This is a genomic window from Spirochaetota bacterium (assembly GCA_025061835.1).
In the GTDB taxonomy this organism is placed as follows: Bacteria; Spirochaetota; Brevinematia; order DTOW01; family DTOW01; genus SKYB106.
The window spans coordinates 49,504-65,345 of the sequence record JANXAC010000004.1 but is presented as its reverse complement, the minus strand read 5'-3'; the positions used below and the strand labels follow the sequence as shown (position 1 = coordinate 65,345).

The following is a 15,842-nucleotide window of genomic DNA, read 5'->3' as shown; positions in this document are numbered from 1 at the left end:
TCCTGAAAAGATGACTAACATATCATTTTTTCTCTTCATCAACTACCTTATAGTCAGTATCAACAACCTTCTCATCATTTTGTTGTGAAGAACCTGTTGAAGATGAAGTGTATGAAGATGATCCTCCTGACGATGTAGGACCCGCATGCCTGTATAGTTCTTGACTTATCCTGTATGTTACATTTGTGACTTCTTCCATAGCTCTCTTTATGGTATTGGCATCATCTGAATTCATACTTTCTCTTAGTTTGCTTATTGCTCTCTCAAGGTCAAGTCTATCTTGCTGACTCATCTTATCACCCTGTTCCTTCAGTAGTTTTTCCGAAGAATACGCTATACCATCAGCTTGATTTCTAAGTTCTATGAGTTCTTTCCTCTTTCTATCCTCCTCAGCATGCTTCTGTGCTTCATCCACCATTCGTTTTATTTCCTCTTCGGTTAGGTTAGTAGAATTAGTAATTCTGATACTCTGTTCTTTTCCAGTTCCCAGGTCTTTTGCATAGACTGTTAGGATACCGTTTGCGTCAATGTCAAATGTAACCTCTATCTGTGGAATACCTCTTGGTGCAGGTGGAATACCATAGAGTTCAAACCTACCTAGACTCCTGTTCTGCGATGCAAGTGGTCTCTCACCCTGTAGCACATGGATTGTAACTGCGGTTTGATTGTCCTCCGCAGTCGTGAATACTTGAGATTTTCTCACTGGTATGGTAGTATTCCTTGGTATGATAACTGTCATAACCCCACCAAGTGTCTCAACACCTAGAGACAAAGGTGTAACATCTAGTAATAGAATGTCCTTGACCTCACCCTGTAGTATTCCTGCTTGTATCGCAGCTCCAACGGCGACAACCTCATCGGGATTAACTGACTTGTTAGGATCCTTCTTGAAAAAGTCCTTTACAAGACTCTGTATAAGTGGAACTCTCGTTGAACCACCAACTAATATAACTTCATCAATATCATTCACAGAAAGACCAGCATCTCTCAACGCATCCTCACAAGGTTTTAGTGTCCTCTCTGCAAGATCCCTTATCAAAGCCTCAAATTTAGCCCTAGTCAGTGTTTTAATCAAGTTTTTCGGAGCACCATTTACAACCGCTATGAAAGGAAGGTTAATCTCCGTCTCCATCTTTGATGAGAGTTCTATCTTTGCTTTTTCTGCTGCTTCCTTTATTCTTTGAAGTGCTATTCTATCCTGAGATAAATCAACACCTGTCTCTTTTCTAAACTCATCAATCAACCAATCCATTATTCTTCTGTCAAAATCGTCTCCACCTAGATGTGTATCTCCATTAGTTGATCTCACCTCAAATACTCCTTCTCCTATCTCAAGTATAGATATATCAAAAGTTCCTCCACCTAGATCATAGACTGCTATCTTCATCTCCTTTCCTCGTTTAGAAACTTCCTTGTCAAGACCGTAGGCCAGTGCCGCTGCAGTAGGCTCATTAAGTATCCTTTCAACTTTGAGACCCGCTATTATACCTGCGTTTTTGGTAGCCTGTCTTTGAGCATCGTTGAAGTATGCAGGAACGGTTATAACTGCTCTTTCTACTTTTTCACCTAGATAATCCTCTGCAGCAGACTTGAGTTTCATCAGTATCCTAGCAGATATTTCCTCAGGGGAGAAATCACCTGCGATAGTTCTAACTCTAACACTATCACCATGCGGAACAACTTTGTAAGGAACTCTTCTCCTCTCCTCCTCAGTCTCCTCAAATCTTCTACCCATAAACCTCTTTATTGAATAGATAGTATTCTCAGGATTCACTATCATCTGATTTTTGGCAGGAGCACCAACCAGAACCTCATTCTTTTGAGTAAATCCAACAATAGAAGGAGTAGTCCTGCTACCTTCTTGATTCTGTATAACAACAGGTTTTCCACCTTCCATCACCGCAACAACAGAGTTTGTTGTTCCAAGGTCAATACCTATAATCTTTTGAGCCATACATACCTCCCAAAAAATAAAAAGACGCCTCCCCGTATGTACTACGAGGAGGAAGATACACCCCCACTCCCAGTCTCCTTTTCATCTTGAGACTTATTTTCTAACTTTTTCCTTCTCTTCTGAACCTTAACCTTAGCAGACCTTATCACCTGATCATACATCTTATAAGCCTTCTGATACTCCTTCAAAACAATATCCTTATCCTCCTCATTCTGAACTTCAACTTCTTCAACCTCTATAACCTCACTTATGTTTGGATCAAGGATCTTTCCTTCAACATCAACCTTCACAACACCATATTTCATTAAAACATTCAAAAGTTCCTTGTGAATAAGCTGTATTCCTACAAACAGATCCTTAGCAGTTCCATCAATATTCGCACTGTTTATCATCTCAACAGCTCTATCAAAGTTGTCAATAACTGGCAGTAAATCAAGAACCAAATCTTTAGTAGCAAATCTCACATACTCCACCTTTTCCTTATTTACCTTCTTCTTGTAGTTATCAAAATCTGCAGCAATCCTCTTTATCAGTTCTTCATACTCCTTTATCTTCTTATCCTTCTCATCAATCTCCCTCTTAAGAGAGATTATGAAATCTTTTATTTTCTTAACCTTCTCAGAAACTTCCGGTCTAGCACTGTCTTTCCCAGCAGCACCAGAAGAAGACATTCCTTGACTCTCATCAGAGATAGCGCTTTGGTCCTGTTGTTCTAAACTCATCTCTGTAGTTTCCTTGTTTATATCGTGTTCAACATATTTTTCAGGTCTAGCATCCTCAGTATTATGATGTTCCTCAAACCTTTCCCTCTCTTGCATTCAATCCTCCACCTACACCTATAAATATACAAACTATGTGCCAAATTTGCTAAAGACAATCTTGATTGATAAATACTGTTTTTAATATAACTTGCTACCAGGATTATTAACTACAGATACAAATAGACTTTCTAATTTTCTACGATATAAACCTTGTCAAAAAATTTATGAACCTTAAATTATATCTAGTGAGTGAAAATTTGGTATATAAAAAATACCTATTGTGTATAAAATATACACTTATGAAAAACTAAAGGTTTTTGGTCAGATAACGAGAATATAAATGAAATGCTAGGCAAGGACGCCTAGTGAAAATACATCAAGGAGGATGTGTATGATAATCAACCATAACATCAGTTCAATTTTTGCCAACCGAATGGTTAAGATCAAAGGTTGGGATGTAGATGGCAACATTGAGAAGTTGTCATCTGGAATGAAAATCAACAAAGCAGGTGATGATGCTGCCGGTCTTGCAGTGTCTGAGAAGATGAGAGCTCAAATTAGAGGGCTTAGAAGAGCCGAAATGAACGCTGAAGATGGTATCTCATTCATCCAAGTCGCCGAGGGATATCTTGAGCAAACAACCAATGTGCTTCAAAGGCTAAGAGAACTTGCAGTTCAAGCATCAAACGGTATTTACACCGATGAAGACAGACTCTATATTCAGGTTGAGGTATCAGCTCTTATAGCAGAGATAGACAGAATTGCTTCTCATGCCCAATTCAACGGGATGAACTTACTAACAGGTAGGTTCGCTAAGTTCACTGGTGAGAACAATGTAACTGCAAGTATGTGGTTGCATATTGGAGCCAACATGGATCAAAGAATTCAACTCTATATCGGAACGATGAATTCACAAGGACTTGGACTAAAGAACCCTGTTGGTAACCCTCTAACCGCTTCTTTCATAGCACTATCAACACCTGATAAAGCAAACGCAGCAATAGGTTTAATTGACAGAGCACTTTCAAGAGTGAACAAACAAAGAGCAGACCTAGGTGCTTATCAGAATAGGCTTATGTACGCAGCAAAATCATTGCTAACAGGATACGAAAACATGCAGGCAGCAGAATCAAGAATTAGAGATACAGACATGGCTTACGAAGTAAGTGAATTTACCAAGAACCAGATACTACTTAACGCAAGTCTATCACTACTAGCACAAGCTAATGCTAGACCACAAGCTATACTAGGATTACTTAGAGGTTAATATATGGGGGTAATAACCCCCTCTTTTCAAATGATACTACCAGTAAATTTTAGTCTATAGATTCATCTATAAAAGCACTTCCAACAACGGTATCACCAGAGTAAAGAACGGCAAGTTGTCCTGGTGTGACACCGAATTGCTTCTCCCTGAACGTAACTTTAATTCTTTCTCCATCTAGTATTTCAACATTCGCTAACTCACCACTACTCCTGTATCTAATCTTAACACTAAACAAACCACCTTGAACAGGTTTATTCCATATCCAATTCAACTTAGAACCAATAAGACCTGTAAAATCCGCATTTTCGGAAACAACCAAAGTATTACTATCAAGATACTTGTATTTTACATAAACTTTTTTACCAACACGAACCCTTAATCCCCTTCTCTGTCCTATCGTGTAAAATTGTATCCCTTCATGACTACCAACAATATTACCAGTATCATCAAGGATCAAACCTTGATTTTTAACTATTCCCTGATCTAGCAGAAATCTATTTATATCATCACCAGGAACAAAACACAAGTCTTGACTTTCCCTTTGGTGAGGCTTAAGAGGTAATCCGGCCTCTTTTGCTATAAGTTTTACCTCTTCCTTTGTTAAGTCAGAAAGAGGAAAGATTACCTTAGAGAGCTGGAACTTTGTAAGCCTTGCTAGAAAGTATGACTGGTCCTTGATTTTATCCCTCGCCTCTTTTAGAACATACTGACCATCAATACTCTCAACCTTCGCGTAATGACCGGTAGCAATGAAATCTGCTCCTTTTGATAATGCATACTCAAGAATGTATCCAAATTTGAAGTATAAATTACAATTTACACAAGCATTAGGTGTCCTACCTAAACTGTACTCTCTGATGAAAGGATTTATTATCTTTGTCTTGAATAATTCTTTCACACTTATGACTTCGTGCGGTATCCCTAGATATCTACACACATACTCGGCGTATTTAACCTCGTCAATTGAACAGCACTTTCTTTCCCCTTCAACTCCTGACAGGACTAGTGTTATACCTCTCACATCATATCCCCACTCCTTGAGAAGAAACGCTGAAACACTACTATCAACCCCACCACTCATTCCTACATAAACAATAGACATAGGTTATAAATATAATAAATTTAACCTGCTAAACATTAGTCTAACCATCAAAAACACATCTCACTAAAAATATATCCTCTTAAATCCCATCTCCCTAGCCACATTTAAAACATCGTAGAATTCATCCAGATATATTCTTCTTTTCAACTCCTCATACTTGTATGCTTTAAAAAGAGGTCTATACTGATCCATTATATTTATGAAAGTATTCAAAGATACTTCCTCAGCAATAAACCTCAAAATTTCATAAGAACCTGCTATCCCTTCAGGTAACACTAAATGTCTGATAATCAATCCTCTAACAGCAATACCATTTTCTACTATTAAGTCTCCAACTTGTCTGTGCATCTCTTTTACAACAGACTTAGCAACCTCAAAGTAGTTAGAAGCATACGAGTATTTAACAGCAAAGTTATTGTTGGAATATTTCAGATCTGGCATGTAGATGTCAAATATACCTTCCAAGAGTTTTAAAACCTCAACAGAATCGTATCCACTTGAGTTATAAACCAGAGGAACTCTCAAACCCTTCTCAATCGCTATACCAACTGCCCTAACTATTTGAGGAACTTGATGCGTAGGAGTGACAAAATTTATGTTATGACAACCTAATTCTTGCAGTTTAATCATCATATTTGCGAGAGTTTCAAAATCTACCTCCACACCCCTCATAAGTTGAGATATCTGGTAATTTTGGCAATACACACATGCTATATTGCAACCCGTAAAGAATATAGTCCCAGACCCTCTTACTCCAACGAGCACATCTTCCTCACCAAAATGAGGCGAATAAGATGAGACCATAGGATAATAACCCACTTTACAAAAACCCTTCTTACCACCAACCCTATCAACACCACAATTTCTAGGACAAACTCTACAAGTATTTAAAAACTCAAATAACTCATCTATCCTTTCTCCTATCTCGGACTTACTCAAGTTTAGATAAGAAGGAACAAACCCCATAAAACTATTTAATACCTACCACCAGATAGGTTTCAAATTAAAAAACGTAACTCTGGAACATCTAAAATAAGCTCTCAAATATCACTCCAAACTAACTTACCAGAACAGATTGTGTATCTTACTTTACCCTCCACTCTCAAACCTATGAAACAGGAGTTTTTACTCTTTGACACAAAAAAATCTTCTGCTATAATACTCTCACTGTTTGGGTCAAATATAGTAATATCCGCATCACTACCTACCGAAAGATGTCCTTTATCTTTAAGTCTTAGAATTCTTGAAGGATTGTAAGAAAACAACTTTACAAGCTGAAGCAAGCTAATCTCATTGGTTTTCACAAGGTAGGTATATAACACAGGTAGCGCTGTCTCAAGACCTATCGTTCCAAATGGTGCTTCCTGTATAGTTAAAGATTTTTCAAACTTCGTGTGTGGTGCGTGATCCGTTGCTATAACATCTATAGTTCCATCTTTCAAAGCCTCTACCAACGCTCTTCTATCTTCCTCACTTCTAAGCGGGGGATTCATCTTCTTGTTAGTGTCAAGATGTGATGTTATACTATCATCCGTAAGTATAAGATGATGTGGAGTAGCCTCTGATGTTATATTTATTCCTTCCTTCTTAGCCCATCTAATTAGTTCAACAGATTCCTTCGTTGATATGTGTTGAAGATGAATATAAGAATTTGTTTCTTGAACAAGTAGTATATTTCTTGCGACTGCTATACTCTCACTACAATTTGGTATTCCTTGTAGCCCGAGTTCTAGAGACTTTCTGCCTTGATTTATAACTCCGTTTTCAGATAAAGATACCTCCTCCGGATGTTCAAAGACCAAAACGTCAAAGTTTTTTGCGTATGTAAGAACCCTGTGCATAACCTTCGCATCAGATATTGGCTTTCCATCATCAGTGAATATATAGCATCCTAAATTTTTCATTAATCCCATCTCTGTTATTTCTCTTCCTTCCATACCCTTAGTAGCATTACCTGACTGTATAACATTCACAACAGCCTTCCTTGATATTCTACTTATGACATCAAAATAAACCTCTGGACTATCTATTCTAGGTGTAGTGTTAGCCATAGCGACAACTGTCGTTATACCACCTTTCGCTGCAGCCCTCGTGCCAGTATCTATCGTCTCCTTGTTCTCACCACCCGGCTCTCTCAAGTGAACATGTAAGTCAATGAAACCCGGAAATACATACATACCTCTCGCATCTATCTCATACTTACATTTCAGGTTTCTACCCACCTCAACAACCTTACCGTCTGAAATAAAAATATCCAACTCCTCACCATCAATACCATTTTTATAACAAAAAACCTTCCCACCCTTTATCAGAATATCGCCCATACATATCTCATTCTAAATAACAATACCTTGATTTTTCATTTTATGTTCCTTATAGAAACTATGTCAATTCCTTCAAGAGTTGGATTTATGAACACAATCTTTTATCTTTTTATCCATACCAGATATATGGGATTTTATCCATTCAACGAGAATCTTTTGAGATTTTTGAATTAGCTCACTGGTCAAACCTTTTGTTTTTAGGTCAAACTTAAGTTTTCTGGCTTCCATAACGAAAAATTGATGTTGCATTTTTTGAATATCTAGGATCGGACATTTGTGCTGATCCATTAGATTCTCTTCATCTGAAAAGTGAGATTGAGCATAATCCAACATAAAATCAAAAATATTCTCAAGTTCAGAGGCTAAAACATTGCTATCAGAAACCGATATAGCGTCAATAAATTTATTTATCCTATCAATAAGTTCTCTATGCTGATCATCTATTAGCTCAACTCCAACAATTAGATCAGGTGTAAGAGATAACTTTTCCATATTTACCTCCTAATATGATAATATAATTCTGGATACACTAGAAACAAAGTGTAATTACTATTAGTATAGAACAAAGTTTTATCCTTAATCCTCAGTAGCCCAAAGGACTATACCCATTCCTCCACCAATCTGGTTTTTATTGAAGCTATCATAGAAAGCCATGTTGTAGAATAGTCTTATTCCAAACCAATTGAATTTTAGGTCAATGCCTGCGTTGAGTAGGTAGTCATTTCCTAACCTAAACCTTAAAGGTTCATTTATTAGTTGAGAGAAACCTGTTCCAAAAGAGCCGAACAATGAAAACTGTTTGACAATAGGGATTCTTAAAGTAACCTGACCAAAACCAAACCATCCTAGGTATGCAGCCCCCTGATAGACCTGAGAAGAATTAACATTATAGTATCCACCAAAGGAGAAACCAAGTATAGGTAAGAAAGATATGTGTATTTTAGCACCAATTGGTATGTTCATATTTGTTGTATAGAAATCTACACCGCTAGGTATTAGGAAGGAACCGAAAATCTCAAATCCTACACCAGTCCATGCCCTTTGCATTCTAGTCCACCAAGGTAAATCTGCTTTTCTCTTTTCTATCTCTTCTTGTAGTTTCAACCTTTTAGCTCTCTCTTCCCCCTCTCGCTTCTTTTCCTGCTCGAGTTCCACTATACGGGAAATTATATCATCCTTAAGTTTTTTGAAGAAAGGGTTTTCCTTGAACTCTGATATTTCTATATACTCAAGTGCTTCTTTATACTTCCTTATAGCGCTATCATATTCTTTTATGCTAGCAAGTCTTACTGCTTCCTTAAGAATAGGTTTTATTTCCTCATAAGCTTTTCTTGCTTCTCCCATCTGCTCTTCTTCTGACATCTTTGAAATTATTTCTTCATATTTTTGGTTGAGTCTAGACTCAAAAGCCTTAACTTGATCCAAGAAGTATAACTTCGATAATCTTATCTCCTTTATTGCTGATGACAAAACATCAATAGCATTAGTATAGTTCTTTTTCTTATCAAGATCATCTACATTCACTAGAGTTACTTCAACCTTATTACTGATGACCTCAATACCAAGGGGTATATAGTTGGAAATCAGTGTATTTCTTATCTTCATTACATCTGCTTCAATCTCAGGAAACTCAACAACATACTCATCAACCATCTTGATACTATCTTCATACAGAGATGAAGCAGCGGATTTTTCTCCCCTAGCTACCAGTCTATCTATCTGAACAAGCGAGTTTGAAACCTTTGAATTTAGATTCGCAAAAGCAAGTTCTCTATACTTATCTTTGACAATACCTTTAACTTGATCCTTACCCTGTTGCGACAGTGATGAGGCATCAACTTTCTTGAAGAACTCTCTTATAACCTTAATACCTTCTTCATAAGCACCAACCCTTGAAAAAGCATCTGACCTCGTAACAACATCATTAGCTTCCCTGCTAAGAATAGCAAATTCTACCTCAGGCGCAATCTGCCTTTCCTTAGTAACTACGAAGTTATATAGACTCAAGACCTCTTTAGAGAAGTTTGTATATCCAGAAGATATTATCTGCTCTTTTACTTTTCTTATCATATCGTATGCATCTACGTAGTTACCATTTGATACAAGTGTATCAATAGTAGTTAAATCACTATTAGCTTGTTCAATAACCTCGGATTCGCTCAACCCGGGTGTCATCTGAATAGTTATAGGTATTATATTATCAATCTTATCTGGGAACGAAACATTAGTATATACTGTCCTAAAACCTCTCTTTAAAAGTTTCATAACAAAGTTTCCAAGTTCAACATTAACAACACCATCATTTTCACCGTAGTACTCCTCGTTCATATATATGCTCACATTCTGAACTGGTAGAGTGTTTATGAATAGCTTAATAGGTGCCTCTTTAAGCTTGTATGAAAGAGAGTTCTGAATATTAGGAAGTATATAAAGGTTCGTTTTGACAGCCTTGTATCCTTCCTTCTGAATGAAAATAAACGACCTTCTTGAAGAGATACTCCTGAGAAGAAGTCCGTCAAGACCAGTTTTTCCAACAATCCTACCATCTATCTTCACTATCGCATCAATTGGATCAGTAAGGATTAACAAGTCTCCGTAAAGTGGGGATAGATTTTGAACGACATTGTTTATCTTTGCCATTGACGGTAAAAATGTTATAGTAGCGTTGTTGAAACCTACTTCCTGTGCTACTATATCAATCTTTGCCTCCCTACCTTGATCCACCCTTAAAGAGTATGGAGTAGTACCTATGTTTCTACCTTGATATGATACTATTGCTTCCCTACTTTGTGGCGTTACTATATATACAGGAACTTTCTTAGGGGATAGACTAACTCTCAATGTCACCTTTTCGTCAGAAGTTATATTGATATTCGTTCTAAATGCCTCAAAACCATTCTTAAATACTGTTATGGTATGGATACCCCTTGTCAAACTCCTTGAATAACTACCTGCTGTTACAATCCCTTCAAGTTTTCTGTTTATGACAACGTAGGAATTGTTATCTGCTATTATATTTACACCAGCACCTACTCTCTCTAGGTTTATGTAGTAGTAATTAAGTTGATTTGGTTTCACTTCAATCTGGGCAGACTTGAGTAGTGTTGTAGGTGTCTGTTGGAAGATCAAATTCTTTACTCCTTCGGTTAGGTTTGTTGTCAATGGTGTTGTTCCAAAGATATTACCTTCTGCTATTATAAGAGGAACACCTTTTACATTAGCATCTATATAAACAGTTCCGACTGGAACTGGGCTATCTATTTTCTGTGCTGGTAGAAGGTTGAAACTCAAGTTTATGTTTCCACCAGGAGGAACTAGGATATTCGTTATTATAGGTTGAATGCCAGAAGCAGATACTAAAAGAGTGTATTCACCTTCGTTAAGAGTATTCTTACCAGGTTTCAGTTGAAGATTATCAGGCTTCACTAGTATTGACAGATCCTTTGGTGTAGGCTTGACACTGATATTTACCGTTGCTGTCCTTTTAGGATCGTAATAATAGAATTTCCAAGCATTAAGCAAATCAACCATGTTTTCCTTAACCTGTAGTAAAACACTATCCCTGTCTTTCAAGATCGCAAGAGGTATATCAACATTCTTTCTATTTACTGCCTTACCTGTTTGGTCAAGATATTGAATACTTACTTTAAGAACATTACCTGCTACGCTGTAAGATGAAATTACAGCACCTTTTATATCTGGAATAAGTTTAGTTAATGTTGAGAGTGCTTGAGCATTGAGTGTAGTTATCTTTAGTTTAGGAAGTGGTTTCGGAACACTCGGCTTACCTTTAACCATAACCACATTAGTATTCGTAGCATTCACTATATCAACCACAGAATTATACCAATCCTGCGCAGTAGTTATATCTATATATCCATATGGTAAAATATCTGAAAGGTCATTAAGAGAATATGTAACTAGAGTATTCACAAAGTCAATATCTTCTTGGCTTAATGTAACCTTGCCCTTGAGCGGAGTTTCACTAACGATAAGCACATTAGAAAACGAACGTAAAGATACAAATAGTGTCAATACCATTAGAATAACTAACCTGACTACCAAAATAGCATTCATACCTACACTCCTCCTATCTTCATTCATTCTTAAATAAAATAACTCCTCTTTTCAAGAAAACTAAAACCTTTCGTAAAATGTATTTTAAAAATACTCTCAATTAAAATATCCTCCAGGCTTGATAAGAAGATGAAGACACTTAATGTTATTACTTCAGCCGTCAAAAATGTCCTCAAGAGAGTTATCTCACACATAAATTCTAGTTATATACCTTTAAAGAGATACGATATAATGGTATATAAGGATCTAGCAATAAGCTATGTAGTTTCGTTTCTCATAATCTCACTGGTTGTGTGGTTAAAGGAGGTATACCTAATATATGTTCAATATATTCAGAAAGGCGCACAACTCACTACTACCTTAAGCATATTCTTTTACAGTCTTCCTTTCACGATGGCTATAACGATACCTGCAGGTATGATAATGGCAACTTTGCTTACCTTTAACAAACTCTCACTCAACCTAGAGATACTTGTCTTGAGGTCCAGTGGCATTAGGAAAACAAGACTATTCTTACCAGTTCTGGTATTCTCATTACTTATAGGAAGTATAACCTACACTTTCTTTGACACAGTTCTGATAAAAGGTAATGAAATGTATATAAGGTCAATGATAAAGATGAGAGTTGAAAAACCTTTTATTGACATAAACCCCGGGGAGTTTCCCAAGATTGGAGACTTCAATATTGGTTTTGAGGAACTACAAGGTGGTGAGATGAAAGGTGTTGAAATATATCAGAAAACCAAAAACAGTGAGAAAATAATTAAAGCAAATACAGGAAGAATAATATCAACTGGCGATGTTCCTTACTATTCTATTCTACTGTTTAACGGAACTTACATTGACAAATCATCCGATGGCAGTATATTCTCATCACAGTTTAAGGAAGCTGAATTAAGAATAGACTACGAAGTATCCTACATTCCAACCTACAACACAGAACTCCAACCAAGACTTATGTCAAGATACAAAACCGAAAAGATAATTGAAAAAATGAAGGAACAAACGAACTTAAAATCAACACTTAAGACTTTATCCTCACTGAATGAAAAACTAATTGAAAACTATAAAAAGATAATTACAACCTTACCTGAATATATTTTCTCACTTCTTAAGGATGAAAATGCTAGAGAAAACGCTAAAAAACATTTTAATTCAACATTAAGCAATATTTCAGAACTAAGTATAAAAATAAAGTCTCTCAATACCTCCCCAGAAATGGTAAATTACAATATATTTATCTTTGAGCAGCATAAGAAGACATCAATACCTGTGTCAGCAATTGTTTATGGGCTCATAGGTTTTGTATTCGGAATAATGGTCAAGGTTAGAACTGGAAAAGGTGGTTCTCTCATAATCGGTATAATTATTATACTTATACAAACTTACCTTACTTTCATCTCAGAAATACCCATTAGAAACGGAGATCTAGACCCAGTTATCGGTGCTTGGTGGTCAAACATTGTTCTAACAATACCCGCATTATATTTACTACTTAGAGAAAAAGCATAGTGTTCTTGAACTATAAAGACAACTCTAGACTGTTAATCATCTAGAATAAACCATCCTAACTTGCTTTAATGACCAACACTCATAAAACGATAAATTTTCAAAATTTATGGATAATGTCTAATACCTTGAAGTCAAGATCACAAAGACCAAGACATCTTCAAACTACAAACTTATCAGACTACATTTATGGGGCCTTCAGAGAGCCCATTCAAGAACTGTCTTATGTATTCATTACCGTTTCTAATCATATCTTCAAAGTCTCCAAAGAAGACAATCTGAGAGTTTTCAATCATAATTACTTTACCACTAATTTTCTTCATTACCTCAACGTCGTGAGTGACTACAACTATTGGAATACCAAGGTAGTCTTTTAATTCTATCACTGATGAGATAACATAGTCTGATGTTATTGGATCAAGACCTGTGGTAGGCTCATCAAGAAACAGGATGCTAGGATAAGTTGAGATTGTTCTAGCGAGTGCTACCCGCTTTCTCATACCACCACTCAACTCAGACGGCATTTTGTTTCCTACATTCGGCAGCCCTACCATTTCCAAAACTTCCTTAACTCTCTTCTTCGCCTTATCTCCCGTTATACCTCTAACATTCTCAAGAACGAAAAGAATATTCTCCTCAACATTCATATAGTCAAACAAAGCACCACTCTGAAAAAGAAACCCAACCTCCCTCCACAACTCTTCAAGTTGTCTCTCACTCAAAGATGTTACTTCAACACCGTTCAAAAACACTCTACCCCTGTCAGGTTCCAGAAGCCTAACAATACTCTTTATTAAAACACTCTTACCCATCCCGCTTCGCCCAATAATTAGCAACCTATCACTGTCAATTGAAAAGTTTATGTCCCTCAAAACTTGATGAGAACCAAACGACTTGTAAAGTCCCTCAACTCTAATGATTTCCATAACTATTTTTCAGACCAATGTTTCTCTATTTCCTTAAGTGCTTTATCAATAATATTATACACTTTTCTAGTTGAGTATCCAAGAATTTGTGTAATCTCATCAACAGATAAATCTTGGTAAAATCTTAAGAATATTACCTCTCTTTCATCATTTGGAAGCCTTGAGATTATGTCTCTAACATAGTTTATAGTCTCTATCTCAAACTCATAGGGGTTATATACATAATTCTCTATCCTATAATCTATATCTTTATGCTTCTCAAGGTATTTAATGTAATCATAGCAACAGTTTCTTACTAGCGAGTAGAACCATGGAAAAAATCTTTTTTTAGTGTTGAACTTGTGAATTTTTCTAAAAAGTCTAAAAAAAACTTCCTGAACGAAGTCATCACAGTGGTCTTTGGGTATGCCCATTGTCCTTCCAAAGTCATAGACAAAATTCAAATATTTGTCGTATGCTAGATTAAACGCCTTCTGTTTGCTTTCGTTGCTCTTTTCTATTAGTAATGAAACAATATCATCATCAGATATTATTTCATAGGACATCTATTCCTCTGGAATAGCAGGTATAACTAGTTCAATTCCAACTTCAATCACATCGGGATCTTTTATCTTATCTCTGTTAGCAGTGAATATTTTGGGCCACCACCAATAGGCACCTCCGAATAAATTACCTGCTATCTTTGAGAGAAAGTCACCACTTTTTACAGAGTAAGCTGAGACTTTTTTAGGTGCTGGTGTTACTTTTGTTTCTTTTGTTACCCTAGCCTTCCTATTTTCTATCTCCTTAACCACTAGATTAATCTCTGATTTCTTTAGGGAATATATGTCAAGTAATTGATTAACTCTATCTAGTTTCTCAAGTGAGTCCTCATAATTACCGTTAGTATAGTCTTGTTGCGCTTGGTTATAAAGTGTTTTTATCTCCTGTGCAAGGTTTGAAACCTCAGATTCAAGCGATATTTTGTATTCTTCTAGTTCTTGGTCTGTCATTTGTGATATATTCTTCTGCTCAGTAGGTTTTGCAGTCTCTTCATACATAAGTGCTATTCTCTTATCAGTATCTACCATTTTTGAATATGCTATCTCTTCAATAGACCTAGCAAAATACATAAACTTTATTTGTATCTTATTTATTTTCAACTCTTTCATTCTGCTTCCAGTATTATCTAATTCTTGTTCGTTTCTCTGTCTAAGTTTTCCTGTAAGTTCATCAAGTTTCGCATTTGCTTCTCTGGATTTCTGAATACTATCATCAAGTTTTGCTTCATCCAACAACTTCCTTGCTTCAACTACCAGACTTTCAATTTCCTGAACTTCAGATGAAAGCCACCTTGCGATCCTTTTTAGTCTTTCAGTTCTTGAAGTTGCTCTACCTAGTTCAGTCCTAGCAGTATTCCACTTATCTTTCAGTTCTTTAAGAGTTACTTCAACCTCGGAAATAGTCTTCCTTGAATTCTGTATAGACTCAACATAGTTTGATTTATTGAATAGATCAAGTGAGACTTGGTATGAATTAGTGTAGGAATTGTAACTATCTGGATAAACCACATCCATCCTGAGTGATGAGGATTCTTTTATCAAACCGTCAAGTTTTGTTAGTTCATTCTGCGCTCTTACTCTTCTTGAATTAAGGATTGCAGTTTCTGAATTTGTTATTGATACCAATGCTCTCTTTTTAGCATCCTCGTTCTTTCCCTGCTCAACTAGGTTAGTTGCATCTATATAATTTTTCTTGGCTCTGTCAAAGTCTTCTTTAGCGAAGGTTGGAGCTTCCTCCTTCTGTGCTTGCTCCAGTTTCTCCTTCGCTAGTTTAAGTTCTTCATCAGGTCTTGGAGCAGGACAACCAAGCAGTCCTATTATCACCAACAACAATATTCCAAACGATAGAGTCTTTCTCATATATACCTCCTAAACGATATA

At 36.4% G+C, this 15,842-nt stretch carries 12 protein-coding genes; 2 read left to right on the top strand and 10 right to left on the bottom strand.

What is annotated here, in order from left to right:
* Positions 1-22: 22 nt before the first annotated feature.
* Positions 23-1,954 (bottom strand): molecular chaperone DnaK, encoded by a 1,932-nt coding sequence (dnaK, locus tag NZ579_02710; protein MCS7298861.1) that lies wholly within the window; start codon positions 1,952-1,954, stop codon positions 23-25.
* Positions 1,955-1,995: 41 nt separating this feature from the next.
* The gene (gene grpE, locus NZ579_02705; protein MCS7298860.1) at positions 1,996-2,772 is read right to left on the bottom strand and encodes a nucleotide exchange factor GrpE; all 777 of its coding nucleotides are present in this window, start codon (positions 2,770-2,772) and stop codon (positions 1,996-1,998) included.
* A gap of 334 nt (positions 2,773-3,106) precedes the next feature.
* On the opposite strand from grpE, the gene NZ579_02700 reads away from it, so the two are divergent.
* Positions 3,107-3,982, top strand: coding sequence for a flagellin (locus NZ579_02700; protein MCS7298859.1), 876 nt, complete (start codon positions 3,107-3,109; stop codon positions 3,980-3,982).
* A 49-nt stretch (positions 3,983-4,031) separates the two neighbouring features.
* On the opposite strand, the gene mnmA is transcribed toward NZ579_02700, so the two are convergent.
* The 5 genes from mnmA to NZ579_02675 all read right to left on the bottom strand — a co-directional run bounded on the left by mnmA (position 4,032) and on the right by NZ579_02675 (position 11,512).
* Positions 4,032-5,084 carry a tRNA 2-thiouridine(34) synthase MnmA gene (mnmA, locus tag NZ579_02695; GenBank protein ID MCS7298858.1) on the bottom strand — a complete coding sequence of 351 codons (1,053 nt, stop codon included), beginning with the start codon at positions 5,082-5,084 and terminating at the stop codon, positions 4,032-4,034.
* 63 nt (positions 5,085-5,147) lie between these two features.
* Positions 5,148-6,050, bottom strand: coding sequence for a radical SAM protein (locus NZ579_02690; protein ID MCS7298857.1), 903 nt, complete (start codon positions 6,048-6,050; stop codon positions 5,148-5,150).
* A gap of 74 nt (positions 6,051-6,124) precedes the next feature.
* The gene (locus tag NZ579_02685; protein MCS7298856.1) at positions 6,125-7,408 is read right to left on the bottom strand and encodes a dihydroorotase; all 1,284 of its coding nucleotides are present in this window, start codon (positions 7,406-7,408) and stop codon (positions 6,125-6,127) included.
* A 72-nt stretch (positions 7,409-7,480) separates the two neighbouring features.
* On the bottom strand, positions 7,481-7,900 hold the full coding sequence (locus tag NZ579_02680) for a hemerythrin family protein (protein ID MCS7298855.1): 420 nt from the start codon (positions 7,898-7,900) through the stop codon (positions 7,481-7,483).
* A gap of 84 nt (positions 7,901-7,984) precedes the next feature.
* Complete coding sequence (locus tag NZ579_02675; GenBank protein ID MCS7298854.1) at positions 7,985-11,512, bottom strand: hypothetical protein; 3,528 nt, start codon at positions 11,510-11,512, stop codon at positions 7,985-7,987.
* A 102-nt stretch (positions 11,513-11,614) separates the two neighbouring features.
* Here NZ579_02675 and NZ579_02670 point away from each other — a divergent pair, with 102 nt between their 5' ends.
* Positions 11,615-12,997: an LptF/LptG family permease gene (locus NZ579_02670; GenBank protein MCS7298853.1), complete on the top strand. Its 1,383-nt coding sequence runs from the start codon at positions 11,615-11,617 to the stop codon at positions 12,995-12,997.
* 173 nt (positions 12,998-13,170) lie between these two features.
* Here NZ579_02670 and NZ579_02665 read toward each other — a convergent pair whose 3' ends face one another.
* Genes NZ579_02665 through NZ579_02655 form a run of 3 tightly spaced genes read right to left on the bottom strand, consistent with a single transcriptional unit; the run spans position 13,171 to position 15,821 of the window.
* Positions 13,171-13,920 (bottom strand): ATP-binding cassette domain-containing protein, encoded by a 750-nt coding sequence (locus NZ579_02665; GenBank protein ID MCS7298852.1) that lies wholly within the window; start codon positions 13,918-13,920, stop codon positions 13,171-13,173.
* Positions 13,921-13,922: 2 nt separating this feature from the next.
* Positions 13,923-14,465: a sigma-70 family RNA polymerase sigma factor gene (locus NZ579_02660; protein ID MCS7298851.1), complete on the bottom strand. Its 543-nt coding sequence runs from the start codon at positions 14,463-14,465 to the stop codon at positions 13,923-13,925.
* The gene (locus NZ579_02655; protein ID MCS7298850.1) at positions 14,466-15,821 is read right to left on the bottom strand and encodes a LysM peptidoglycan-binding domain-containing protein; all 1,356 of its coding nucleotides are present in this window, start codon (positions 15,819-15,821) and stop codon (positions 14,466-14,468) included.
* Positions 15,822-15,842 lie beyond the last annotated feature (21 nt).